The sequence below is a fragment of the Umezawaea sp. Da 62-37 genome (assembly GCF_032460545.1).
Classification (GTDB): Bacteria; Actinomycetota; Actinomycetes; order Mycobacteriales; family Pseudonocardiaceae; genus Umezawaea.
Genome location: NZ_CP135965.1, coordinates 11397443 through 11420714 on the forward strand (window position 1 = coordinate 11397443; position 23272 = coordinate 11420714).

Annotated in this window: 23 protein-coding genes; 10 read left to right on the forward strand and 13 right to left on the reverse strand. The window is 72.6% G+C overall.

Annotation, left to right across the window (positions count from 1 at the left end; genetic code table 11):
• Window positions 1-6: 6 nt before the first annotated feature.
• Window positions 7-1101 carry an LLM class flavin-dependent oxidoreductase gene (locus RM788_RS51040; RefSeq protein WP_315929046.1) on the reverse strand — a complete coding sequence of 365 codons (1095 nt, stop codon included), beginning with the start codon at window positions 1099-1101 and terminating at the stop codon, window positions 7-9.
• Window positions 1102-1374: 273 nt separating this feature from the next.
• Here RM788_RS51040 and RM788_RS51045 point away from each other — a divergent pair, with 273 nt between their 5' ends.
• The 4 genes from RM788_RS51045 (at window position 1375) to RM788_RS51060 (ending at window position 5163) form a co-directional block, all read left to right on the forward strand.
• Entirely contained in the window at window positions 1375-2853 is a 1479-nt protein-coding gene (locus tag RM788_RS51045; protein ID WP_315929047.1) for an ABC transporter substrate-binding protein/permease, read from the forward strand.
• On the forward strand, window positions 2850-3641 hold the full coding sequence (locus tag RM788_RS51050; RefSeq protein WP_315929048.1) for an amino acid ABC transporter ATP-binding protein: 792 nt from the start codon (window positions 2850-2852) through the stop codon (window positions 3639-3641). The genes RM788_RS51045 and RM788_RS51050 overlap by 4 nt, the downstream gene beginning before the upstream one ends.
• Before the next feature lie 196 nt (window positions 3642-3837).
• On the forward strand, window positions 3838-4326 hold the full coding sequence (locus tag RM788_RS51055) for a winged helix-turn-helix domain-containing protein (protein ID WP_315929049.1): 489 nt from the start codon (window positions 3838-3840) through the stop codon (window positions 4324-4326).
• A gap of 69 nt (window positions 4327-4395) precedes the next feature.
• A complete protein-coding gene (locus tag RM788_RS51060) occupies window positions 4396-5163 on the forward strand; it encodes a maleylpyruvate isomerase family mycothiol-dependent enzyme (RefSeq protein ID WP_315929050.1) in 768 nt (255 codons plus the stop codon).
• 305 nt (window positions 5164-5468) lie between these two features.
• Here the strand turns inward: RM788_RS51060 and RM788_RS51065 are convergent, their stop codons facing one another.
• Window positions 5469-5636, reverse strand: coding sequence for a hypothetical protein (locus RM788_RS51065; RefSeq protein ID WP_315929051.1), 168 nt, complete (start codon window positions 5634-5636; stop codon window positions 5469-5471).
• Window positions 5633-6262, reverse strand: a complete 630-nt coding sequence (locus RM788_RS51070) for a TetR/AcrR family transcriptional regulator (RefSeq protein ID WP_315929052.1) — start codon at window positions 6260-6262, stop codon at window positions 5633-5635. The genes RM788_RS51065 and RM788_RS51070 overlap by 4 nt, the downstream gene beginning before the upstream one ends.
• Window positions 6263-6353: 91 nt before the next feature.
• On the opposite strand from RM788_RS51070, the gene RM788_RS51075 reads away from it, so the two are divergent.
• The 3 genes from RM788_RS51075 (at window position 6354) to RM788_RS51085 (ending at window position 10246) form a co-directional block, all read left to right on the forward strand.
• Entirely contained in the window at window positions 6354-7499 is a 1146-nt protein-coding gene (locus RM788_RS51075; RefSeq protein ID WP_315929053.1) for a glycosyltransferase, read from the forward strand.
• A gap of 153 nt (window positions 7500-7652) precedes the next feature.
• Complete coding sequence (locus RM788_RS51080; protein WP_315929054.1) at window positions 7653-9323, forward strand: cation:proton antiporter; 1671 nt, start codon at window positions 7653-7655, stop codon at window positions 9321-9323.
• A gap of 71 nt (window positions 9324-9394) precedes the next feature.
• Window positions 9395-10246, forward strand: a complete 852-nt coding sequence (locus RM788_RS51085) for a PhzF family phenazine biosynthesis protein (protein ID WP_315934941.1) — start codon at window positions 9395-9397, stop codon at window positions 10244-10246.
• Here the strand turns inward: RM788_RS51085 and RM788_RS51090 are convergent.
• Window positions 10236-11198 carry a sigma-70 family RNA polymerase sigma factor gene (locus RM788_RS51090; protein ID WP_315929055.1) on the reverse strand — a complete coding sequence of 321 codons (963 nt, stop codon included), beginning with the start codon at window positions 11196-11198 and terminating at the stop codon, window positions 10236-10238. The two genes, RM788_RS51085 and RM788_RS51090, sit on opposite strands and share 11 nt — an antisense overlap.
• A gap of 28 nt (window positions 11199-11226) precedes the next feature.
• Complete coding sequence (locus RM788_RS51095; RefSeq protein ID WP_315929056.1) at window positions 11227-11961, reverse strand: SDR family NAD(P)-dependent oxidoreductase; 735 nt, start codon at window positions 11959-11961, stop codon at window positions 11227-11229.
• 186 nt (window positions 11962-12147) lie between these two features.
• On the opposite strand from RM788_RS51095, the gene RM788_RS51100 reads away from it, so the two are divergent.
• Window positions 12148-12573 carry a hypothetical protein gene (locus RM788_RS51100; RefSeq protein ID WP_315929057.1) on the forward strand — a complete coding sequence of 142 codons (426 nt, stop codon included), beginning with the start codon at window positions 12148-12150 and terminating at the stop codon, window positions 12571-12573.
• Between the two features lie 47 nt (window positions 12574-12620).
• Here RM788_RS51100 and RM788_RS51105 read toward each other — a convergent pair whose 3' ends face one another.
• Together RM788_RS51105 and RM788_RS51110 are read right to left on the reverse strand one after the other, a co-directional pair.
• Window positions 12621-13337, reverse strand: a complete 717-nt coding sequence (locus tag RM788_RS51105) for a DJ-1/PfpI family protein (RefSeq protein WP_315929058.1) — start codon at window positions 13335-13337, stop codon at window positions 12621-12623.
• Between the two features lie 87 nt (window positions 13338-13424).
• Window positions 13425-13982, reverse strand: a complete 558-nt coding sequence (locus RM788_RS51110; RefSeq protein WP_315929059.1) for a TetR/AcrR family transcriptional regulator — start codon at window positions 13980-13982, stop codon at window positions 13425-13427.
• Window positions 13983-14050: 68 nt separating this feature from the next.
• Between RM788_RS51110 and RM788_RS51115 the strand changes: the two genes are divergently transcribed.
• On the forward strand, window positions 14051-15016 hold the full coding sequence (locus RM788_RS51115) for an alpha/beta hydrolase (RefSeq protein WP_315929060.1): 966 nt from the start codon (window positions 14051-14053) through the stop codon (window positions 15014-15016).
• Window positions 15017-15026: 10 nt separating this feature from the next.
• Here the strand turns inward: RM788_RS51115 and RM788_RS51120 are convergent, their stop codons facing one another.
• The 6 genes from RM788_RS51120 to RM788_RS51145 form a co-directional block, all read right to left on the reverse strand.
• Window positions 15027-16136: a glycosyltransferase family 4 protein gene (locus RM788_RS51120; protein WP_315929061.1), complete on the reverse strand. Its 1110-nt coding sequence runs from the start codon at window positions 16134-16136 to the stop codon at window positions 15027-15029.
• The gene (locus tag RM788_RS51125; RefSeq protein ID WP_315929062.1) at window positions 16133-16870 is read right to left on the reverse strand and encodes an SRPBCC family protein; all 738 of its coding nucleotides are present in this window, start codon (window positions 16868-16870) and stop codon (window positions 16133-16135) included. Before RM788_RS51125 ends, RM788_RS51120 begins: the two co-directional genes overlap by 4 nt.
• A gap of 5 nt (window positions 16871-16875) precedes the next feature.
• On the reverse strand, window positions 16876-17292 hold the full coding sequence (locus RM788_RS51130; RefSeq protein WP_315929063.1) for a VOC family protein: 417 nt from the start codon (window positions 17290-17292) through the stop codon (window positions 16876-16878).
• The gene (locus tag RM788_RS51135) at window positions 17289-17882 is read right to left on the reverse strand and encodes an ArsR/SmtB family transcription factor (protein WP_315929064.1); all 594 of its coding nucleotides are present in this window, start codon (window positions 17880-17882) and stop codon (window positions 17289-17291) included. Before RM788_RS51135 ends, RM788_RS51130 begins: the two co-directional genes overlap by 4 nt.
• Window positions 17883-17942: 60 nt before the next feature.
• The gene (locus RM788_RS51140) at window positions 17943-18617 is read right to left on the reverse strand and encodes a M15 family metallopeptidase (RefSeq protein ID WP_315929065.1); all 675 of its coding nucleotides are present in this window, start codon (window positions 18615-18617) and stop codon (window positions 17943-17945) included.
• A gap of 78 nt (window positions 18618-18695) precedes the next feature.
• Window positions 18696-21650, reverse strand: a complete 2955-nt coding sequence (locus RM788_RS51145; RefSeq protein ID WP_315929066.1) for an AfsR/SARP family transcriptional regulator — start codon at window positions 21648-21650, stop codon at window positions 18696-18698.
• Between the two features lie 184 nt (window positions 21651-21834).
• Between RM788_RS51145 and RM788_RS51150 the strand changes: the two genes are divergently transcribed.
• A complete protein-coding gene (locus RM788_RS51150; RefSeq protein ID WP_315929067.1) occupies window positions 21835-23163 on the forward strand; it encodes an FG-GAP repeat domain-containing protein in 1329 nt (442 codons plus the stop codon).
• Window positions 23164-23272: the final 109 nt, after the last annotated feature.

The window sequence follows — 23272 nt, forward strand, 5'->3', positions numbered from 1 at the left end:
GGTTCCTCAACTGGTGGTGGCGAAGCGGTTGGCGGGGCGCGGCAGGCCCAACGACGAGCGCAGGGTCCCGCCCGGTCGCGGCGGCCGGTGGACCCCGGCCGAGGCGAGGGCGGGCAGGACCCGGTCGACCAGCACCGGCAGGTCGGCGGTGAGCACCGCGGGGTGCAGGCGGACGCCGTCCACGACGGTCGCCAGCCGCAGCAGCGACCGGACCAGGTCCTCCGGCGAGCCGACGTGGCGGAACCTGCCGGACGGAGCCCACGGCGTCGCGCGGTCCAGTGTGGACAGACGTTCCACGGCGGACTGCCGGGCGTCCAGCAGCACCTCGACCTCGGCGAACACCAGCGGGGCCCCGGCCTCGCGGGCGCGTTCGGCCCGCTCGCGCAGCGCCTCGATCCCGGAGCCCTCGGCGAGCACGACGTCCACGTGCCGGGCGATGCCGAGCGAGTCGGCGGCGAGGACCACCACCTGGCCCTGCGGCGGACGCGGCGTGATCAGCGGGCCCTTGACCGAGAACGACGAGCCCTCGAAGTCCACGTGGTGCACCCTGTCGGGATCCAGGTAGCGGCCGGTCGGCACGTCCTTGATCACCGCGTCGTCCTCCCAGGAGTCCCACAGCGCGCGCACGACCTCGACGACGTCCACGACCTCCTGCCGCAGCCCGTCGGGCACCACGGGCGCCGCCGCGCCGACCGTCCGGCGCGCGGCGGTGTCGTCGGTCGCGCCGACGACCCACCCGGCGCGCCCGTTCGACACGTGGTCGAGGCTCGCCAGCTGGGCGGCCAGGTGGAAGGGCTCCGTCGTGGTCGTGTGGGCCGTGGGCGCCAAACCGATCCGGTCGGTCGACGGCGACGAGTGCGCGGCCCGCCCCACCGCCTCCAGTCGCCCGGCGGCGCCGTCGCCAGCGCCCGGTGGCAGCGGCGAGTCGTCGTAGGTCACCAGCGTGAACCCACCCGCCTCCGCGCGGAGGACGGTGTCGCGGAGGGCGCGCGGCCCCAGCACGTCGGACGGCGGACGGCCGGACGCGCGCCACGCCGACGGGTGGGCGCCCTCTCCGTCGACTTCGAGTGCGAGGTGCAGCGGCTGCGGCTCTGACGTCATTCGCGTGGTCCCGATCTCGTTGGTGGGCGACCCGTGCCACTTCGCCTGGCGCCACCGATCGCACCCGTTCGGGGCGCGGGAGCGCAACGGCGATCACATGGTGGGAGGGGGTGCTCCCGGTCGCCGACCGGAGGAGGATGCCGCCGTCGTGGGGAAAACCGGCACCCCGGCACCCGTCCCGCATAGTGGATCACCGGGCCCCGTCCGCGGAATCCCACTACCCTCCCTGCACGGCGCCGGATTCCGGTGCCGCGAGGGGAGAGGGAGTCGCTGATGCGACACGTGCTCAGGGGCGTGGTGCTGTTCCTGCTGGCGGTGATCCTGTTGCCGCCGCAGGCGAGCGCGGCGCCCGCGCAAGTCACCGGCCAACCCGTGGTCAGGGTCGGCACCGAGGGGACCTACCCGCCGTTCTCGTTCCACGATCCGCGGACGCAGGAACTCGGCGGCTACGACATCGAGGTGATCAAGGCGATCGCCGACAGGGCCGGGTGGAAGCTGGAGTTCGTCGAGACGCAGTGGGACTCGATCTTCCCCGCGCTGGACGCCCGGCGGATCGACGTGATCGCCAACCAGGTCTCCGTCAACGACGAGCGCAAGGCGAAGTACGGCCTGTCCGCCACCTACACCTACTCCCACGGCGTCGTCGTCCGGCGCAAGGGCGACGACAGCATCAAGACGCTCGCCGACCTCAAGGGCAAGACCACCGCGCAGTCGAGCACCACCACCTGGGCGAAGGTGGCGCGCGACGCCGGGGCGAACGTCGAGGCGGTCGAGGGGTTCACCCAGGCGGTGGCGCTGCTGTCGCAGGGGCGGGTCGACGCGATCGTCAACGACAACATCGCGGTGCTCGACTACCTGGCCAGCACCGGCTCCACGGACGTCGAGATCGCCGGGAACGCCGGTGAGGAGGGCGCCGAGCAGGTACTGGCCTTCCGCAAGGACGACGGCGCGCTGACCGACCAGGCGAACCAGGCGATCACCGCGCTCAAGGCCGACGGGACGCTCGCGGACATCTCGCGCAAGTACTTCAAGGTCGACGTCTCCGTGCCCGACGGCGGCACCGCCGACCTGTCCGAGGGACGCGGCCACCGCAGCACCTGGGACGTCCTGCGCACCACCGCCTGGCCGATGTTCGTCGGCCTGGTGAAGGTGACGATCCCGTTGACGGCGTTGAGCTTCGCGATCGGGCTCGTGCTCGCCCTGCTCGTCGCCCTCGCGCGGATCTCGTCCTCCAAGGTCCTCTCGGGCGTGGCGCGGGCGTTCATCTCGGTCATCCGCGGCACACCACTGCTGCTCCAGCTGTTCATCGTCTTCTACGGGCTCCCGCAGATCGGGCTGAAGTTCCCGCCGTTCACCGCGGCCGTGATCGCCTTCAGCCTCAACGTGGCGGGCTACGCGGCCGAGGTCGTCCGGTCGGCGATCCTCGCCGTGCCGAAGGGGCAGTTCGAGGCGGCGGCGACGATCGGGCTCGGCTACGCGCTGACCCTGCGCCGCATCGTCCTGCCGCAGGCGGCGAGGACCGCGGTGCCGCCGCTGTCCAACACGCTGCTGTCGCTGCTGAAGGACACGTCGCTGGGATCGGTGGTGCTGCTCACGGAGCTGTTCCGCGAGTCGCAACTCGCGGCGGCCGAGAGCAACGAGTTCCTCGCCCTGTACGCCTTCGCGGGGCTGTACTACTGGGTGATCTGCGTCGGGCTCTCGGCCGCGCAGAAACGACTGGAGACCCGACTGGACAGGTACGTGGCCACATGACTGACACCACCGAGCAGAACGCCGAACCCGCCCGCATCCGGGTGCACGGGCTGGAGAAGTCCTTCGGCGACCACAAGGTGCTGCGCGGCATCGACTTCGAGTCCCGCAAGGGGACCTCGACCGTCCTGCTGGGACCGTCGGGTTCGGGCAAGACCACGGTGCTGCGCTCGCTCAACGTGCTGGAGACCCCCGACAGCGGCGTCATCGGGATCGACGACGTCGAGATCGACTTCGCCGGGCTGCCACCGGGCAAGGCCGGTCGCCGGGAGAGCGGCAGGCTGCGCGCGCAGAGCGGGATGGTCTTCCAGTCCCACAACCTCTTCCCGCACCGCACGGTCCTGGAGAACGTCATCGAGGGCCCGGTCGTCGCGCAGAAGCGCTCCCGCGACGAGGCCGTCGCCGACGCGAAGACCCTGCTGGACCAGGTGGGACTCGGCGACCGCGCCGACGCCTACCCGTTCCAGCTCTCCGGCGGGCAGCAGCAGCGCGTCGGGATCGCGCGGGCGCTCGCGCTCAAGCCGCGCGTGGTGCTGTTCGACGAGCCGACGTCGGCGCTGGACCCCGAGCTGGTGGGGGAGGTGCTGGCCGTGATCAAGGACCTCGCCTCGGAGGGCTGGACGACGGTGATCGTCACCCACGAGATCCGCTTCGCCGAACAGGTGGCCGACCAGGTGCTGTTCCTGGACGGCGGGGTGATCGTGGAGAAGGGCACGAGCGCGCAGGTGATCGGCGACCCGAGCGAGGAGCGGACGCGGCGCTTCCTCAAGCGCGTCCTGGATCCCGGCTGACAACCGCGATTCCCGCCCACCCGTGCCCGGACCCCGGTGGTCCACCAGGGCGTGTTCCCCGGATCCCGTTCGACTGCCGCGAACACGGATCCGGGGACGCGCTCCAGCACGGGTGGGCGGGAATCGCAGGTGTGTCAAGCACTTCCACCCCGTGGACGTCGTTGACGCGCACCCGCGGAGTTGGTCGGATTACCCCGTGGCCGCCACCCGTACTCCCGACGCCGTCGAGATCTCCTTGGTGATCCGCGTCGACACGCCGGACGCGACGACCGTCGCCGACACGGTGGTCGCCGCCCTCCGGACCGCCTTCGACCGCGCGCACATGACCGTCGACTTCCCGCACCCGGACGTCGAGGTGCCGCTCCAGCGCGGCGCCGCCGAACTGCGGATCTTCCCCAGCTCCCGGCGCGTGCTGCACCGGGGCGTCCCCGTCGAGCTGACCCGGCTGGAGTTCGACCTCCTGCTGCACCTGTGCCGCTCACCGCTGCGGGTGCAGCGGCGGGCGGAGCTGATGACGCACGTGTGGGGCACCACCTCGGACCTGGGCACCCGGACGATCGACGTGCACGTGCGGCGGATCCGCGGCAAGCTCGGCCGCGACGGCGCGGCGTTCATCGGCACGGTGCGCGGTGTCGGCTACCGCGTCGAACGCGTGCACCTGGTCCGCGTGGAGGACGAGGACTGAAGTCCACAAAGGACTTGTCCATCGCGATATTCGGTGGCCGCGCGGCGGGCGTGGTGGTAGACAGCCGCGGTGCAAGAGACTCTTGAGTTCCCCGACCTGCTGCGCTTGATCGACGAGAGGTCGACCGCCTTCCTGGCCGCTGTCGCCGCGGCGCCCAGCCTCGACGCGATGGTGCCGACCTGCCCCGAGTGGACGCTGTTCGACCTGGTGGAGCACATGGGCACGGGGCGCCGCTCGTGGGCGGCCACCGTCGCCGCCGGGCCCCGTGCCACGGCCAAGGTCGAGGCGGAGGGAGCCCCGGCCGTGCCGCGGGAGCGCGAGGCGCTGCTGGCCTGGATGGCCGAATCGACGCGGCAGCTGCTCGACGCGCTGCGGGAGGCCGGTCCGGATCGCGGGTGCTGGGTCTGGTGGGGCGACTCCCAGTCCCCGGCGACGTGCGGTGCCGTCGCCCGGCACCAGCTCCAGCAGTTCGCGGTGCACACCTACGACGCCCAGCTCACCGCGGGCGACCCGCGGCCGTTGACGGAGGACGTGGCGCTCGACGGCGTCGAGGAGTTCCTGGTCACCTGCTGCGCGACGACGAGCGCTTGGCCGCACGAGCCCGCCACCATCGACTACCACGCCACCGAGGGGCGCTCCTGGCGCGTCCGGCTCTCCGCCGACGGCGCGCGGATCGCCCGCCTTCCCGCGACCACCACCGACGAGGCCGACGCGACGGGCACGGGTACGGCCGGTGAGCTGGTCCTGGCCTTCTACGACCGGATTCCGCTGGACTCCCTTGAACTCGCCGGCGACCGGCTCGTCTTCGACCGGATCGTGGCCTGGGAACCGGAGTAGGCGGGACGGCCGTCCGGCCAGCGCGGGGCGACGGCTTCGCGCAGCGCCTCGGTGACCCCGCGGAGGGTGCCGAGGGGGTGGACGCCGACCTGGTCCGCGCCCGCGTCCAGGTGTTCGGACCGAGCGCGGTCAGGACCACCCGGTCGGCTGGCGCCCCGGCCGCGGTGGGACACGAGCGTGTCGTGGGGGAGGCGTACTCGGGGTGGCCGATGCCCACGCCGAGCAGGAGCCGATCGGGGTGCCCGGCCTCGATCCGGTCAGTCGGCGGATCGCCCGGCTGGAACGCGAACCGGGCGTCCGGCCGCTCACCGCGCCGGGTCCGGCTCACCGCGGAGGGCCACCGGGTCCAGGCCGCCGCGGGCTCGGCCGCGGACACCACGCGCATCGGCACGACCGCCGGGCCCACCGGCCGCCTGGAACGCGGCGTCGACGTGCTGCGCGAGGCCGCCGCCCTGTTCGCCGACAGTCGTCACGGGTGTGCGAGCAGAGCGCGGGGGAGTGCTTCGGCGAGCCAGGTCTCGGACTCGTCCAGCGACCAGCCCAGGTCGTCGGTGCGGACGAAGTAGGCCGTGTTGCAGAGGTGCAGCCAGAACAGGTCGGTGGCCCTGGGGACGTCGACGTCGTCGCGGAGCGCGCCCATGTCGGCCAGCCGCTGGGCGGCGAAGGCGAGTCCGGCGCGCATGCCCTCGTGGGCGATCCGCTGGGTCTCCCGCACGGTCGGCTCCTGCGGGGCCGCGGCGGCGACCTGCCGCATCAGGTCCGCCCAGTGCCCGAAGACGGTCCTGGTGGTGCGGATCATGAAGCGGACCAGGGCTCGGGGCTCGTCGATGGATTCCATGCGGGCGTAGACCTCGTCGATCCGCTCGGCCTTCGTGCCGGACTCGATCAGCGTGCGCAGGAGCCCGTGCTTGCCGCCGCCGACCGCGTAGACCGTCGCGGGCGCCACCCTGGCGACCCTGGCTATCTCCTCCACCTTCGTGCCGAAGTACCCCTTGTCGACGAAGAGGTCGCGGGCCGCGTCCAGGATCGCCTGCTGCGTGGCCTGGGCGTATTCGGCCCGTCTGCCCGTCGGTGCGGTGTTGTTCGGTGGCGGTGGCACGCGGCGCATCTTAGCCGGCCGTACTCATCAGAGTTGACTCTGATCAACACACTGCGGTCTACTCGATCAACTACGGTTTGTAGTGATCCTCATGTTCATTCGCGTCGCCACGACGCACGTCAGCCGGGACTGCCACCACATGCGAATCCTCTTCAGCGGAATCCCCTCGCCCGGTCACGTCCTCCCGATGATGCCGCTCGCGGACGCCGCGACCGCGGCCGGGATCGAGACGGCGGTGCTGACCGGGGGCGACTTGGCCCCGATGGTCGCCCCGACGCGCCTGCTGCCCGCGGGACCGTCCGCCGAGGACCTGATCCGCGAGACCGTCGAGCGCACCGGGTCCGACCCCACCCAGCCGGGACCGGGGGCGGTGGAGATGTTCGCCGGTGTGCGCGTCGCCCTGAGCTTCGACGAGGCCCTGGCCCAGGCGGAGGAGTTCGCTCCGGACTTCATGGTGTGCGAGGAGTTCGACTTCGTCGGGCCGATGGTCGCCGCCGCCCTGGGTGTGCCGTGGGCCGCGCACGGGATCTCCGGCGCGGTCCCCGAGTTCCTGCTCGACGCGATGCGCGAGCGCCTGTCGCGGGAGTACGCCGGCCGCTCGTTGACGCCGGTGCCGAGGATCGCGGTCGTCGACCCGTACCCCGACGTCCTGCGCTCACCCTCCGAACTTCCCGCGGCCGACCGGATCACGATCCGTCCCGTGCCGAACGCGCACGGACCGGAAGCGGTCCCGTGGCAGGACGTCGAGGCGGACCTCCCGCGCGCCCTCGTCACGGTCGGGACCACCGTGCTCGACCACGCCGCGCTGTCCGTGCTCGCTTCGTCGGTCGCCGCCGCCGGGTTCACGGTGATCGTGACGGCGACGGCGGAGCAGCTGTCCGCCGACATCGACCCGACCCGCGTGCGTCCGGTCGGGTTCGTCCCCCTGGCCAAGCTCCTGCCCGCCGTCGACCTCGTCGTCACGGCCGGGGGGACCGGCACGCTCCTCGCCGCGTTGTCCCACGGCCTCCCGCTGGTGGTGCGCCCGTTCGTCGCCGACCAGCCGTGGAACGCCGCTCGCGTGGCGGATCTGGGCGCGGGCGTCGTCGTCGACGATCCGGCGGAGGCGGGTGCCGCCGCGCGGCTCGTCGCGGACGACCCGAAGTACCGGGAAGCGGCGCGGGACGCGGCGGCGGGCCTGGAGTCGATGAACTCCCCGGAGGCGGCGCTGCGCGAACTCCTGGAGCTGGTTCCCTGACCGCACGACTGGCCGCCGGTCCCGTGTGGACCCGGTGCCGACTCCGTTGTGGACGGCCCATCAGGCCTGGTAGGCGCGGGTGTTGTCCGACATCACCCGCGCCCGGCGGCGGAAATCCCCGGAGTCGACCCCGGTTGCTGCGAGGCTGGCCGGGTGACCGAGCTGCTCGTCGTGATCGTGACCGGATTCGTGGTGATCGCCGCCGCGACCCTCGTCGGCCCGCGCCTGGGGGTCGCCGCACCCCTCGTGCTGGTCGCGATCGGTGTCGCGGCGAGCTTCCTGCCGGTGTTCGGCGCGGCGCACGTCGAGCCCGAGTGGATCCTCGAAGGCGTCCTGCCGCCGCTGCTCTACTCGTCCGCGGTGTCGATGCCCGCGATGAACTTCCGCCGCGAGTTCGGGGCGATCGGCGGCCTGTCCGTCGTCCTCGTCGTCGCCAGCGCGCTCCTGCTCGGCCTGTTCTTCATGCTGGTGATCCCGGACCTGGGGTTCGCGTGGGGCGTGGCCCTCGGCGCCATCATCAGCCCGACCGACGCCGTTGCCACGTCGATCGTCAAGCAGGCGCCGGTGTCCAAACGGGTCGTGGCGATGCTCGACGGGGAGAGCCTCCTCAACGACGCGACGGCGCTCGTGCTGCTCCGCACCGCCATCGTCGCGACGGCCGCCACCTTCTCGTTCTGGGGCGCGGTCGGCACGTTCGCGTACTCGGTCGTCGTCGCGCTCATCATCGGCGGGCTCGTCGGGTGGCTCAACCTGGTGGTCCGCAAGCGCGTGACGGACCCCGCCGTCAACACCGTCATCTCGTTCGCCGTGCCGTTCCTCGCCTCCGTGCCCGCCGAACACCTCGGCGCGTCCGGTCTCGTCGCGGCCGTGGTCGCGGGTCTCGTCACGGGCGTCCGCGCGCCGCGCGCCCTCTCGCCGCAGAACCGCCTGTCGGACTCGCAGAACTGGCGCACCGTCGAACTCGTCCTCGAGGGCGCGGTGTTCCTGACGATGGGCGTGCAGATCAAGTCGATCGTGGAGAACGTCGAACGCGACCACGCCGGGGTCGGCACGGCCGTGCTCATCGCGGCCGGGGCGCTCGTCGTGACGGTCCTGGTGCGCGCGGCGTACATCACCCCGCTGCTCGGCGTCCTCGCCGCCGGTTCCCGGCGGAGCCGGAGGATGCAGACCAGGGTGCAGGACATGCAGGAGCGCATGACCACACCGGAGGGCAAGCAGAGCAGCTTCGGGGAGGTGAACTCCCGCAGGCGACCGGCGTCGGAACGCGATCTCGACCGGTTCGCGCTCCGGATCACGCGGGTGCTCGCCGACATCGACTACTTCCTCCGCGAGCCGCTCGGGTGGCGCGAGGGCACCGCGGTCGTGTGGGCGGGGATGCGCGGCGCGGTGACCGTGGCCGCGGCGCAGACGCTGCCCGAGGACACCCCGCAGCGGTCGGTGCTCGTGCTCATCGCGTTCGCCGTCGCGGCGCTGTCGCTGCTCGTCCAGGGCGGCACCATCGGCCCGGTGCTCCGCCTCATCACCCCGAAGGCCGACCCGACCGCGACCGACGAGCAGACCACCGCCGAGCGGACCCGGATCATGGAGATGCTCAGGACGGCCGCCCAGACGATCCCCGAACCGCCGCACCCCTCGGGCGACCCCACCCCGGAGGGCTTCACCGCGGCGAAGCGCCACCGGTTGGAGGTGATCGCCGCGCAGCGGTCGGTCCTGCTCGACGCGCGCGACAACGGCACGTTCGACGCGGACGTCCTGGCGAACGCGCTGGCCAACCTCGACGCGTCGCAGATCGCCATCGAGATGCGCGGCAAGCTCTCCGGCTGAGCGATCCGCCCGGCCGGTAGCGTCGTCTCGGCAAGAGGATCCGTCCACAGCGCACCGGAGTCGACCGCGTGATGAACCCGCCCGTGCACCTCGTCCACGTCTTCCCCGCGGGCCCCGGCGGCGGCAACCCGGCGCCGATCGTGATCGACGCCGACGGTGTCGACGACGACGGCATGCGAGCCGTCGCGCGGGACCGCGGTCACGAGAGCGGCTTCGTCCTGACCGCCCCGCCGGAGAGCGGGTGCGACTACGCGCTGCGGTTCTGGGTGCCCAACCACGAGATGACCATGTGCGGCCACGCGACCGTCGGCGCGGCCTGGCTGCTCGACCACCTGGGCCGGTTGGACGGCGACGAGGTGGCGTTCCGGACGCGGAGCGGGCGGGTCGACGCGCGGCTCAGCGGGCCCGCCGACGACCGCACCGTGGAGATCAGCCAACCGGCCGGCGTCGTGGAACCGGTGGACGGGCGGGCCGTGTCGGAGGTCCTCGCCGTCCTGGGCGTGACGGAGGACCAACTCGGACCGCAGCCGGTGCTCAACGCGAGCACCAGCCGGGTCAAGACGCTGGTGCCGGTGGCGGACGTGTCGGTGCTCGACGGGTTGCGGCCGGACTTCTCGCGGATGGCGGAGGTGTGCGACCTGGTCGGGTCGACCGGGCTCTACCCGTACGCGCCGTCCGATCCGGAACGCCGGACGTTCGACGCGCGCCAGTTCCCGCGCTCGTCGGGCTACCCGGAGGACGCCGCGACCGGGGTGGCGGCCGCGGCCCTGTCCTTCGGTCTGCTGGAAAGCGGCCTGGTCGAGCGGTACGACCGCCCGATCCGGGTGCGGCAGGGGCGGGCGATGGGACGGCCGTCGGAGATCGTGCTGCGGTTCGCGCGGGACGGTGGGGTCTGGCTGGGCGGCCGGGTGGTCATGGCGTGAGCACGGGCGGGAAGCCGAACGCGGACACCAGTGCGGGGTCGTTGAACGCGGTGACGCGGCTGATCCCGGTACCGGTCAGTGCCAGGACGTGGACGCCGTAGGCCCGGTAGCCGGTGTCCGTCCACGTGTAGACCACCAGGGCGGACTGGCCGTTGGCACGGGTCGGCACGAGCCGCCAGTGGTCGCGGCGCAGCACCCGCGCGGCCAGGAACCCGACCACGGCGTCCCGACCGGTGAACCAGGTCGGGGTCGGCGGCATCTCCAGTTCGACGTCGGCCCGCAGCAGGGTGACCAGCGCGGCGGGATCGGCGCGGGTGAACGCGTCGACGTAACCGTCGAGCAGGGCGCGCTGGGCGGCTTCGTCCGGTTCGGCCAGGTCGTCCGCCACCGGTCCGACCGCGTCCAAGTGCGCCCTGGCCCGGCGCAGCACGCTGTCGACGGCAGCCGTGGTCGTGTCCAGCATCTCGGCGACCTCGGCCGTGCGGAACGCCAGCACGTCGCGCAGGGTCAGCACGACCCGCTGCCGGGCGGGCAGGAACTGGAGCGCGGCGATGAAGGCCAGCCGCACACCGGTCCTGCCCGCCACGACGGCCGCCGGGTCGTCGGAGCCGAACAGCGCGTCCGGCGCGGGCTGGAGCCACGCCACCGACGGCTCGCGGGCGGCCACGGCCACCCGGTGGTCGTCGGAAGGCGCGCCCAGCCCCGACGGCAGCGGCCGCCGGGAGCGCGTCTCCAACGCCGTCAGGCACGCCATGGTCGCGATCTTGTACAGCCAGCGCCGGACGGAGGAGCGGCCCTCGAACCGCCCGAACGCCCGCCACGCGCGCAGGTAGGTCTCCTGCACCAGGTCCTCGGCGTCGTGGATCGAGCCGAGGAGCCGGTAGCAGTGCGCGAGGATCTCCGGCCGGAACGGCCCGGTCAGGGTGGCGAACTCGGCGTCGGACGGCATCATGACTTCCTGGGGTGGTGCGGTAGGAGGCTCAGCCGACCGGGCGCAGTCCGGCGGCGGTCACCAGGTATTCGGGTCCGCTGTCGGCCACGGCCTCCAGGACCGACTTGGCGACCTGCTCGGCCGTGAGCACCGGTTCCATGCCCTCGACGAAGGTATCCCGGTCGAGGCCCTGCCGCGCCGCGTACCCGGAGACCCCCACCGCGCCGACGCCACCGGCCGGGGTCAGCTGCGGCAGCAGCGCGACGAACCGGATGCCCAGCCCCGCCCGCTCCGACTCGTCGGCCGCGTACCCGCGCAGGTAGCGGATGGCGGCCTTCGCCCCGGCGTACCCGCCGCTGAGCGGGGATCCGCCCAACGCGGCCCCGCTCGACATCAGCACGACCACGCTGCCCGGCGCCAGCGGTTCCCGCAGCGCCGCACGGGTCCAGGTGAACGCGTGCCGCGTGTCGACGTCCCAGTTGCGGCTGAAGGTCTCCCAGGTCTGCTCGTGCACGGGCGCCATGTGCGGCGTGGCCCCGGCGTTGAGGACGAGCAGGCCGGGACGGTGCCGGTGGATCGCGGTCCGCGCGGTGGTCTCGTCGGTGGCGTCGGCGGTCACGGCCGTGAAGGCGTCGCCGAGCTCGTCGCGCACGGCGTGCAGGTCGCGCTCACCGCGTGCCACGCCGACGACGTTCGTGCCCGCGGCGACGAGCGCGGCGGCGATCGCGCGGCCGAAACCGCGGCTCGCACCGGTGACGACGGCGGTCTGGACTGGCTGGGACATCGGACGCTCCGGGGGTGGTGTCGGGTTCGGTCCGGATCAAGACCAGCCGTCGGGAGGAAAACCGTCGCCGGGATTGATGTTCGACGGGTGACGTGGGACACACCGATGCGATCCGCCGCGGTGGGCGGTCTGCGGAAATCCCGCGAAAGCCACTCGCGCCCCGACCCGCGGGTGGATACTCCTGGCGTGGATTTCGTGGTGTTCGGCGTCTTCGTGGTCGTCGCGTGCGTCCTGACCCTGGTGATGTACCTGGTGGCCTCCTCCAGGAAGGGGTCGGTGGGCGCGGTCGCGATGACCAACCGGCGGATCGTGCTGCACTCGGCGGCGCCGCCCGGCGCGGTGTACTCCTGGCTCACCCAGTACTGCCCGCCGGGGTACTCGGTCGAGGACGCCGATCCCGCCAACGGCATCGTGGTCCTGTCCTCCAAACCCACGTTCTTCACCTACGGCTTCTTCTTCCCGGCGATCGTCTGCACCGAGGGCACCGGCACCCGCGTGGACCTCGGCATCAAGTCCCGGCTGTTCCAGTACGGGCCGCTGGTGACGAAGGCGCACCGGGAGATCGCGCACGCGCTGGCGAACCTCACCCAGAGCCGCGTCGAAGGCGCCTGACACGGGTTCCCATCGCCCGTGGGGCGCCTGGGCGGGGAGGGCCTCCGTCAGCGCTGCCAGACGGTGCCCCTGCGTTCGTAGTCGATCAGGTTCTCGACCCGGACCGCGAGGTCCGCGCCCAATTCGCGCCGCACCAGGTGCAGGGCGAGGTCGATGCCCGAGGTGACCGCGCTGGCGGTGACCAGGTCGCCGTCGTCCACCACGCGCGCGTCCTTGAGCACGCCGCCGCGCTCGGTGATCTCCGCCTTGGTGAGGTGGTGCGTGGTGCACGGCCTGCCGGCCAGCAGGCCTGCCTCGGCGAGCAGGATCGAGCCGGTGCACAGGGAGGAGATGATCAGGCCGGGGCGCGGCGCGGCCCGCAGCGCGGCCGGGATCGTGCCCTTGGCGATCTCGCCCCAGATACCGGGGCCGGTCCTGTTCCCGTAGCCACCGCCGGGCACGACGAGCAGATCCGCGTCGGCCGTGCTCAAACCCTTGGCCACGACGAGCTTCGTGCCGTGGATCGCGGTGATCTCGCCGGGCTGCTCCGCGGTCACCAGGGACACCGTCACGGCACCGGAACTCATCCGGCCCGCGACCGCGAAGATCTCGTAGGGCCCGGTGTAGTCCAGTTCCTCCGCCCCGTCGAAGACGAGCACCTGGACGCGCAAGGGGTTCTCCGTCGACCAGGAGGCTACCTTCGGCGCGGCTGCGGCCGCAGCGGCGGGGACGGCGGCGGCGAGGGGAACAGCGGCCGCAGCGCTGAGCAGGGTTCGACGATTCATGCCTTGGTAGTCGTCCTGCCGGCGGCCGGAGTTCCCCGCGCGCGGCCGTGGCACCGCGATGCGGGGCAGCCCTGCGCCCGGCTCGGATCAGGCCGGGTCGGCGAACTGGTGCAGGACCATCGCGGTCAGCGCGGCGACGTCGGCGTCGACCATCGGCGCGCCGGTGATGCCCATCCGGTGCAGCAGGGTTCCGACGACCACGTCGATGACGAGCAGGACCCGGTTCTCCGGTTCGTCCAGGGCGTCCTGCAACGCGCGCGAGTACGGAGACTGGAACCGCGTGGACAGGACGTCGCGCAGGGCCGGATCGCTGACGGCGTCCACGAACACGCCGGCGAACGCCGCGGCGACCCCCGGTTCGGCGATCTTCGTCGCGCCCCACCGGATGGTCGAGGACAGGAGTTCGGCCCTGGTCGCGCCTTCCAGCGGCAGCGGGCCGAACGCGTGGAGGAGGCAGTCCGCGATCAGCGCGCCCTTCGACTCCCACCGGCGGTAGATCGTCGTCTTCGCGACCCCCGCGGCGGCGGCGATGCGGTCCATCGTCGCGCCCGCGTAGCCGAGCCCGTCGATCGTGGTCAGCGTGGCGGCGAAGACGGCGGCGTCGATGCCTGCGCGTGGACGGCCGGGCGGCCTCGCTGGGGTCATGGCGACACGATAACCACTTGCGCTACGCTCGGTATCGATACCATCGGTAGCGAAATCAAGGGGGAGACGTGGACGACACCGGGATGCCGCCATTGGGCATCAGGCTCCTGCACGCGTTGGGGAAGGAGCGCGACTGGTCGGCGATGACGGCCGAGGAGCTGGTCGTCCACCGCGAGGCGGAGAACCGCAAGCGGGCGTCCCGTCTGGCGCGGGTGGTCACCGGTTTCCCGGACCGCGGGGCCACGATCCGGTGGCAGGAAGTGGTGCTGCCCGACCGCGTGGTCCGGGTCCGGGTGCACCGACGGACGACCGGGCACGGGGGCCTGCCGCTCGTGCTCCACGTGCACGGCGGCGGTTTCGTCGGCACGGCGGCGCAGAGCGACTGGGTGAACAGCCACCTCGCCGCCCGGCTGCCCGCGGTCGTGGTGTCGGTCGAGCACCGGCTGCTCGACCCGACGACCCCGCTGGCCGCGGCCGTCGACGACGGCTGGGACGTGCTGCGGCACGTGGTGGAGCACGCCGCGGACTGGGGCGTGGACCCCGCCCGGACGGCGGTCTTCGGGGAGAGCAACGGCGGGGTGATCGCCGCGCTGCTGGCGATCCGGGCCAAGGAGTCCGGTGCGCCGCTGCGGGCGCAGGTGCTGGTCAACCCCGTTCTCGACCTGACCGCGACGGCCTTCGACCACCCGTCGATGGTCGAGCACGCGCACAGCCCGACCCTGAACGCGGCGCAGATGCGGCTGTACCTGCGGTTGGCCGTTCCACCGGAGTCGGACCCACGTGCCGTGTCGCCACTGCTCGCCGACGACCTGGGCGGGCTCGCCCCCGCGCTCGTGGTGGTGCCGACCCTCGACCCGGTGGCCGACCACGGCCGCCGCTACGTCGACCGACTGCGCGAGTCCGGCACGCCCGTGCGGCTCACCGAACACGTCGGGGCGCCGCACGCGTTCCTCAGCACGCCGGGCTTGGTCCGGCACGCGAAGGCCGCGCGGGCGGAGATCGCCGGGTTCCTCCGCGACCACCTCACCGCATGACGGCCGGGTGTCAGGAACCCGCCGCCGCGGATTCCAGCGCCCGGAGGAAAGACTCCGCGGCGTCGTCCCAGCTCATGGACGACGCCGTGTGCAGGCCCTCCTCGACCAGCCGACCGCGCAGGTCGGGGTCGTGGAGCAGGCGCAGCAACGCCTCCGCCATGCCGTCGGCGTCCCCGACGTCGACGAGCAGCGAGTTCCGCCCGTCCACGCAGAAGTCCTCCACACCACCGTTGCGGGTGCTCACCACCGCCGTGCCGCACGCCATGGCCTCCGCGACCGGGAACCCCCACCCCTCCTGCACGGAACCGCAGAGGTGGACCGCGCTCGCCCGGTACGCCCGGCTGGCCTGCTCGCGACCGTTGCGCGCGCGGGAGTACCGGACCCAGTCGGGCAGCAGCGCCGGGCGCTTCTCGGGTCCGAAGGCGTTCACCACGAGGTCGGGGTGCCGGTCGCGCACCCGTTCGAGAGCGGCCACCGCGACGGCGGACCCCTTCTGCGGCCCGGTGCCCACCAGGATGCTGACGCTCGTGCCGCGTGGTCCGTCCTGCGCGGGCGGTCGGTACGCGGAGTGGTCCAGTCCGTTGTGGACGATCGAGATCCGGTCCGAGGGCACCCCGAGGCCGTGCAGCACTCCTGCGAGGTGGTCGGACACGACGACCTTCGGCAGGTCGGACCGCAGGACGTCGTCGACCTCGGTCGGATCGTCGACGCCCCAGATCTCGTACCCCTGCACGAGGTGCACCGGACGGCCCTGCGCGGGGGAGGAGCGCCGGAGCAGCCGGGCGGTGGTCCAGTAGGTGGCCACGACCACGTCGGCCTCGGGCAGCCGGGCGGGATCGAGCTTCGCGACCATGGTCATCCGCACGGCGTCGTCGATCGGCATCCACCGCAGCCACTCGGCCAACCCGCCCGGCCGCCGGTCGTGCCAGCGGTCCCGCGCGATCTCGTACAGGTGCTTCACCGGCCGGTGCCAGCCCTCGTACCACTGCTCGTGCACCACGGTCACCCGGTGACCGCGCCGGGCGAGGCGGTTCGCGTACTCGTAGACCACGCGGAAGCCGCCGCTGGGCAGCCTGGAGAAGACCGGCAGGACGAACGTGATCCGCATGGTCGCGGTCACCCGGCCGCCAGGGCGTCGATCCAGGACTGCCAGGCGGCGGTGCGGGCCGCGCGGTCCACGTCGACGCCGTAGAAGTACTGGGTCGTGTTCACCATGTGGTGCGCGTCGTCGACCATGAAGCGGTGGAAGCCGTGCTCGGTGCGGACGCCCAGCAGCGAGTCGTCGCGCAGGTCCACCACGCCCTCGACGGGCTCGAAGCCCTCCGGGGTGAGGCGCACCCGGTCGCCGAGCGCCGGATCCGCGCCCAGCCGGTCGATCAGGTCGGCCCACACCGCTTCGCCGGGCCGGGTGGTGAAGGCGAAGGCGACGACGTTGGCGACCGGCAGCCCGGCGAAGTGCCGGAAGTACCCGTCGAGGTTGTGCAGGAACATGTCCCAGCCCCGACCGAAGCCGTCGTACTCGGCCTCCCAGTCGTCACCGCCGAAGAATCCACTTTGGACCAGGCGGAGCACCGTGGTGCCGTTCTCCCTGCCCTCGACCAGGAACTCCACCGTCATCGGCGGCACGCCGTCCGGGCCGGGCGCCCCGTAGACGACCCGCCTGCCCGGCTCCCGCTCCAGCACCAGGCCCGCCTGGGTGTTGCCGCCGCCGAAGTCGGCCTCGATCCCGCCGCCCGCGTCCTCGTGCGGCACGAACCAGATCGACATGCCCTCCGGGGTGGAGATCGCCCGCCACACCTCGTCCGGGGTGGCGGCCAGCTCGACCTCCTTGGCCAGGCGGCGGCGCTCGTCCACCGCGGTCAGCCCTGCTGGGTGAGGACGATGAGGTTGCCGCAGGTGTCGTCGAACACCGCCATGGCCCCGAAGTCGGTCTTCATCGGTTCCTGGGTGAACCTGACCCCGAGCCCCTTCATCCGCTCGTAGTCCTTGTCCAGGTCCGTGGTGCCGAGCATCGTGTACGGCACGCCGGCGTCGTAGAGCGCCTTCTTGTACACCTGCGCGGCGGGCTTGCCGTCGATCTGGATGCCGGGGTTGCCGTCCGGCTCCAGCAGCACCTCGACGCCGTCGGGCGCCTCGGGCGAGACGACGGTCAGCCACTTGGCGTCGCCGACCGGGATGTTCGTCTTCACCACGAACCCCAGCACGTCGGTGTAGAACGCCAGGGCCTTGTCCTGGTCGTCGACCGGGATGCCGGTCACCGGAACGAACACGGTCATGTCTTCTCCTCACGTCGAACCGTCGGGTGCACGGCGACCACGATCCGGTGCGCCCGGCCGTCCGCGGCGGACTCGTCGTGGTACTTGGCGACCAGCGACGTCACCGCCCCGGCCAGTTCCTCGGCGAACGCGGCGCGGTCGGCGGCGGTGGCGAACCGGACCTCGCCCGCCATGGTGAACGTCGCGACCCGCTTGCGGGCCCTGGCCGCGCCGGTGATCAGGTCGCCCGCGTCGCGCACCAGCCGCGCCGCCACCGCGAGCAGCCAGCGCGCGGACAGCTGGTCGGGCGACTTCGCCGGATCGGGCTCGACGGCGGCCAGCGCGCTCGGCGAGATCACGTACGACGCCGCGGTCGCCCGCAGCACGCGCTCGGTCCAGTTGCCCTTGCGCCGTTCCTCGACCAGTTCGAGCAGCCCGTGCCGCTCCAGCGCGCGCAGGTGGTAGTTGACCTTCTGCCTGGTCAGCCCGACCCGGCGCGCCAGCGTCGTCGCCGAGCCCGGCTCGGCCAGTTCGGCGAGCAGCCTGGCGCGCACCGGGTCCAGTGCGGCCTCGGCCGCACCCGCGTCGTCGATCACCGCCACGTCGTGCACCGGCACACCGTGTCACCGACAACTTTTCTTGTCAAGGCGAGCCGGTGCGCGGGCGTGCCGTCAGGACACGTCCGTCCCGGCCGGGTCCAGCGTCGCCGGGCCGTAGCGCGCGTGCGCGGGACCGGTGACGATCGCCCAGTAGCGGTCCCCGTAGGACCAGTGCCACCACTCGCTCGGGTAGTTCGCGAACCCGGTCGTGGACATGGCGTCGATCAGCGTCCTGCGGTTGGCGCGGGCCTCGGTGCCGATCAGCGTGGACGCGGTGAAGCACTCGGTGCCGTGCTCGGGCGGTGTCGCGTTCACCTCGGACCCCATCGGCAGCTCCGCGCCGTCCGCGGAGCACAGGGTGAGGTCCACGGCGCCCCCGGTGACGTGCGGCGCGACCCCCGGCGGTGAGACGAAGGTGGCGGCCTCGGCCCGCACGCGGTCGATCGACCAGTCCGCGTTGGCCAGCGCGATCCGGGACGCGATGCTCGCGAAGTACCGCTCCTGCACGGCCTTGGGGCGGAACCCCTCGACGACGAGCAGGCGCAGCCCGCCGGGGAGCAGGCGCTGCGCGGCGATGAGCCGGTCGGCGACGCTGAGCCGCACGTGCGCGTAGGCGCCGAGCCCGTCGGCGAGCCTGCCGTCGACCCGGATCGCCGGGATGCCGCGCAGGTCCACCAGCGGCTCGTCACACTCCCGGACGGGCAGGGCGGCGACGCGGGGGTCCGATAGCGACACGAACGGCGGCATGGATGAACGTTCCTCCGACCTGGGGTGGGCGATCCGTCCACCGTCCACCCCGGACCTCCAACAACGCTGTAGCCCCGGCTACAGCCGAACCCCCGACAGCTCGGTGTGCTCGCGGGCACCGCACGCGCGGAAGGTCTCCATGGCCTCCTCGGTCATCCGGCGCGCGGTCGCCGAATCGCCGAGCGCGTCGTGCACCTCGGCCAGCGTGCGCAGGGTCCGCGCCCGGAACAGTTCGGTGCGCAGGTCGGTCCACCGCTGCAACGAGTCCTCCAGGCAGTCCTTCGCCTGGTAGAGCCTGCCGTCGGCGAGGTGGATCTCACCCAGGACGCGCAACGTGCACGCGTGGCCGAAGGCGTCGGCCAGCGCGCGGCACACCGCCAGCGCGTTCTCCGTGAGCCGCCGGGCCGTGGCCGAGTCCCCGCGCCGCAGCAGCGTCTTGGCCAGCGCGCGTTCGGTGTAGGCCACCAGGATCCGGTCCTCGGTCTGCTCGAAGATCGCCAGCGCCGCCCGCGCGAACTCCTCCGCCCGCGCCCACTCGTCTCGCGCCCGGTGGTAGAGCGAGAGGTTGCGCAGCGCCAGCCCCTCACCGCGCCTGGACCCGGCCCGCGCGAACAGCGCCAGCGCCTCGGTCAACGCGGCGTGCGTTCCGGGGTAGTCGCCCATCTCCAGGAGCACCGTGCCCGCCAGTCGGCGGACGTGGGCCGTGGCCAGGGGTTCGTCGAGGCCCGCCCACGCCCGCCCCGCCTGGTCGAGGAAGTGCAGCGCCTCGGGCAGGTAGCCCTGCTCGCGGCAGGCGCCGCCGAGCGCGGCGAGGGTGGTGGCCTCGCCCCGGACGTCACCGGCCGAGCGGAACACCGACAGCGCCTGGCCGAGCAGGGCGCGGGACTGGGGGAAGTCGTCGAGCTCGTAGTGCAGCTGGCCCAGCCCGGCCAGCAGGGTCGCCTCGCCCAGGACGTTGCCGTTGCGGCGGGCGGCGGTGAGCGCCGCGTCGTGCGTGCGCCTCCACGACCCGAACGGGTCGTCGAAGATCCGGTGGTGGCCGCCGAACGCCGAGCCGGACAGCGCGGTGGCGAGCTCGACCGCGATGGCGTCGAGGTCCAGCTCCGCGGCCAGTTCGACCGCCGCGGTCAGCGCTTCCTCCTCGGCGCGGAACCACTCGTAGGGCCGGGCCACGACGCGGAGGGCGATCTCCGGGTCGACCGGGCGGCCGAGCAGGAAGGTGGACTGGACCGAGGGCATGACCGGCGGCACGGTCTCGTCGATCTGCCCCACCAGCCAGATCCAGCCGCCGAGCACCCGTTCGACGACGGCGACCCGTTCCTCGGGCGACTCCTCCTCCACGGCCCGTTCCAGCGCGAACAGCCGGACGAGGTCGTGCAGCCGGTACCTCATGAGCCCCAGTGGGTCCACGCTGTCGATCTCCAGGAGCGACACGTCGACCAGGTCCTCCAGCACCCGTTCGGCGTCGTCGAGATCGGATTCCAGCGCCGCCGCGGCGACCCACGCCGGGAAGTGCGGCAGGCCGAGCAGGCCCAGCCCGCGCAACGCGGCCCGCGCGGGCTCCGGGAGCAGCTCGTAGCTGAGGTTGATGCTGGCCCGCACCTGCTGGTCGCCGACCGCCAGTTCGTCGAGCCGGTGCCGCTGGCTGGCCAGTCGGGTGGCCAGCCGCGACAGCGACCACTGCTTCCGGGACGCCAGCCGGGCGCCCGCGATGCGGATGGCCAGCGGCAGCCGCCCGCACAACCGGGTGATCTCGGCGGCGGCCGCGGGCTCGGTCGCCGTGCGGTCGGCCCCGATGATCCGGGTGAACAGCACGACGGCGATGTCGACGGGCAGCACGCCCAGCTCGACGAACGTCGCACCGGCCAACCCGGACAGCCGGTTGCGCGAGGTGATGAGCACCGCGCAGCCGGGACCGCCGGGCAGCAGCGGGCGCACCTGGGCCTCGTTCGCCGCGTCGTCGAGGACGACGAGCGTGCGGGTGCCCGCGAGCAGCGTCCGGTACCGGGCGACCCGTTCCTCCAACGACCCCGGAGCGGTCGTCGTGGGATCGAGGTCGCGCAGGACGCGGCCCAGCACCTCCTCGGCGGTCGCCGGGCTCGCCGTGGAACCGTGCAGTTCCAGGTGGTACTGACCATCGGGGAAGTGCTCCGCCACGTCGTGCGCGACCCGGTGCGCCAACGTGGACTTGCCGACGCCGCCCGCCCCGGAGACGACGCAGATCGGCATCGCGGCGCTCCGCACCACGGCCGTGCGCAACTCCGCGATCTCGGGCTCGCGTCCGGTGAAGTCGGACGGCGGTGACGGCAGCTGCCGCGGCGTGCGGGAGGCGGCGACGGCCGGCAGCAGCGCGGCGTCGCACCGCAGGATCGACTCGTGCACCTGGCGCAGCTCCGGGCCGGGGTCGATGCCCAGCTCCTCGACCAGCGCCCGCCTGCCGAGTTCGTACAGCTCCAGCGCGTCGGCCTGGCGGCCCGCCCGGTACAGCGCGACCATCAGACCGCCGCGCAGCCGTTCCCGCGTGGGGTGCCGGGTGACCAGCGGGGTGAGTTCCGCGAGCAGCTGCGGCCCCTGCCCGACGGCCAGGTCCGCGTCCACCCGTTCCTCGGTCGCGGTCAGCCGCAGCTCGTCGAGCCGGGCGGCCTCGGTCCGCAGGAACGACTCGCCGATCCCGCCGAGCGCGGGACCGCGCCACAGGGCGAGGCCCGCGCGGAAGGACTCGCCCGCCTCCGCGTGGTCACCGCTCCGCGCGGCCTGCCGCCCCCGCGCCACGAGCCCTTCGAACTCCACCAGGTCCAGGACGTCGTCCGGGATCCCGGCGCGGTAGCCCCGCCGGTCCGACGTGATGACCGGCGGCAGTCCAGCGGCGTCGAGGGTCCGGCGCAGCGTCGCGACGTAGGTCTGCACCACGGCGCGCGCGGTGGGCGGCGGGTCCTCCCCCCACACGACGGCGATCAACCGGTCCGCGGACACCGTTCGGCCGCGTTCGAGCAGCAACGCGGCGAGCAGAGCACGCGGTTTGACCCCCGGCATGGCCACTGGTCCGTTCGGCCCCACGACTTCCACGGGCCCAAGCAGGCAAAACCTCATCCGTCCTCCCCAGAGCGGACTTGCCGAAGCCGAGGACGCCGCCCGCTGTAGCCCGCGTTGAACCGCGACTACAGCCGCCTCCCCGAACCTTCGGCTGTCACGCACATCCTGCTCAGAAAAGGCCACGATGAACACAACCGGCTCAGGGTTCTTCCGATCGCTGTTCCGCCGCCCGCTCGCCGCGATCGCGGTCGTCACGACGCTCGTCGCGGGAATGCTGACCATCCAGCTCGCCGTCGAGAGCCCGCCGCAGGCGAGAGCGGCGTCCTCGGTGGGCGGCTCGATCAGCCGCACGGAGGTGATCGCCCGTGCGAAGTACTGGTATGACCGGGGCGACACCTGGTACAGCCAGGACCAGTCCGACGCCATCTCCGACGGCACGGGCGGCAAGTACCGGCCGGACTGCTCCGGTCTGATCGCGATGGCCTGGCACCTGCCCAAGAAGTCCGACGGGTGGGACCTCAACACCGACGACTTCCACTCCTACTCGGGCAAGGCGTGGCTGAGCAGCCTGCACGACCTCCAGCCCGGTGACGCCATGCTCCGCGACGGCCACGTCGAGCTGTTCGAGAAGTGGGTCGACGCGGGCGACCACACCCGCGGCTCGTGGGTGTACTCCGAGAACGACTACGGCCAGAAGACCAACCACAACACCGACTCCTGGTCGGAGATGAACACCTACCGCGGCATCCGCTACGACAAGATCGTCAACCGGACCTCCGGCCCGGACGGCGCGGACTTCAACTCCGACGGCGTCGGTGACATCTTCTCGGCGGCGACGGGGACGTTGACGATCTGGAACGGCAAGGGGAGCAACAACTTCGCGGCCGCGGATCTGATCGGTGGTGGTTGGGGGCCGTACAGCAGGCCGATCGCCGGGGATTTCGACGGTGACGGGATCAGCGATCTCGCGGCGGTGGCCGACGGGAAGCTGCACATCTGGAACGGCAAGGGCAGCAACAACTTCGCGGCCGCCATCGTGACGGGTCCGGGCTGGACCCCGTACGCGGCGACGCTGCTGTCCCTGGGCGATGTGAACAAGGACGGTCGCGATGACATCGGCGCGGTCTCCGAGGGCACGTTCTACGTCTGGAACGGCAAGGGCGACAACAAGTTCGGTGCCGCGGACGCCATCGGTCCGGGTTGGTCGATCTACAGCCGTCCGATCGGCGGCGACTTCGACGGTGACGGCATCGGTGACATCGCCGCGGTCAACGCCGGTGAGCTGCACATCTGGAACGGCAAGGGGAGCAACAACTTCGCCGCCGACGTCGTCACCGGTCCCGGTTGGGCGCCGTACGCCGCCACCCTCATGACCATCGGTGACATCGACAGCGACGGCCGCACCGACATCGGCGCGATCTCGGACGACATGCTCTACACCTGGAGCGGGCGCGGGGACAACAAGTTCGCGGCTGCCGACGTGCACGGCCCCGGTTGGGCTCCGTACTTCTGACCGACGGCGAGCAGGTGGCTCGTGCCCGTGTCGCGGATCGTCCGCGACACGGGCACGAGCCGTCCCGGCGGATATGGATGGCGGACGCCGGGTGCCCCTGCCAGGGTGC

What these genes read in the sequence shown, in the direction of transcription:
- RM788_RS51095 (WP_315929056.1), bottom strand. Translation starts at nt 11,961, where the DNA reads ATGTCCCAGCCAGTCCAGACCGCCGTCGTCACCGGTGCGAGCCGCGGT.
- RM788_RS51050 (WP_315929048.1), top strand. Translation starts at nt 2,850, where the DNA reads ATGACTGACACCACCGAGCAGAACGCCGAACCCGCCCGCATCCGGGTG.
- RM788_RS51130 (WP_315929063.1), bottom strand. Translation starts at nt 17,292, where the DNA reads ATGACCGTGTTCGTTCCGGTGACCGGCATCCCGGTCGACGACCAGGAC.
- RM788_RS51045 (WP_315929047.1), top strand. Translation starts at nt 1,375, where the DNA reads ATGCGACACGTGCTCAGGGGCGTGGTGCTGTTCCTGCTGGCGGTGATC.
- RM788_RS51085 (WP_315934941.1), top strand. Translation starts at nt 9,395, where the DNA reads ATGAACCCGCCCGTGCACCTCGTCCACGTCTTCCCCGCGGGCCCCGGC.
- RM788_RS51140 (WP_315929065.1), bottom strand. Translation starts at nt 18,617, where the DNA reads ATGCCGCCGTTCGTGTCGCTATCGGACCCCCGCGTCGCCGCCCTGCCC.
- RM788_RS51040 (WP_315929046.1), bottom strand. Translation starts at nt 1,101, where the DNA reads ATGACGTCAGAGCCGCAGCCGCTGCACCTCGCACTCGAAGTCGACGGA.
- RM788_RS51110 (WP_315929059.1), bottom strand. Translation starts at nt 13,982, where the DNA reads ATGACCCCAGCGAGGCCGCCCGGCCGTCCACGCGCAGGCATCGACGCC.
- RM788_RS51075 (WP_315929053.1), top strand. Translation starts at nt 6,354, where the DNA reads ATGTTCATTCGCGTCGCCACGACGCACGTCAGCCGGGACTGCCACCAC.
- RM788_RS51090 (WP_315929055.1), bottom strand. Translation starts at nt 11,198, where the DNA reads ATGATGCCGTCCGACGCCGAGTTCGCCACCCTGACCGGGCCGTTCCGG.
- RM788_RS51105 (WP_315929058.1), bottom strand. Translation starts at nt 13,337, where the DNA reads ATGAATCGTCGAACCCTGCTCAGCGCTGCGGCCGCTGTTCCCCTCGCC.
- RM788_RS51150 (WP_315929067.1), top strand. Translation starts at nt 21,835, where the DNA reads ATGAACACAACCGGCTCAGGGTTCTTCCGATCGCTGTTCCGCCGCCCG.
- RM788_RS51145 (WP_315929066.1), bottom strand. Translation starts at nt 21,650, where the DNA reads ATGCCGGGGGTCAAACCGCGTGCTCTGCTCGCCGCGTTGCTGCTCGAA.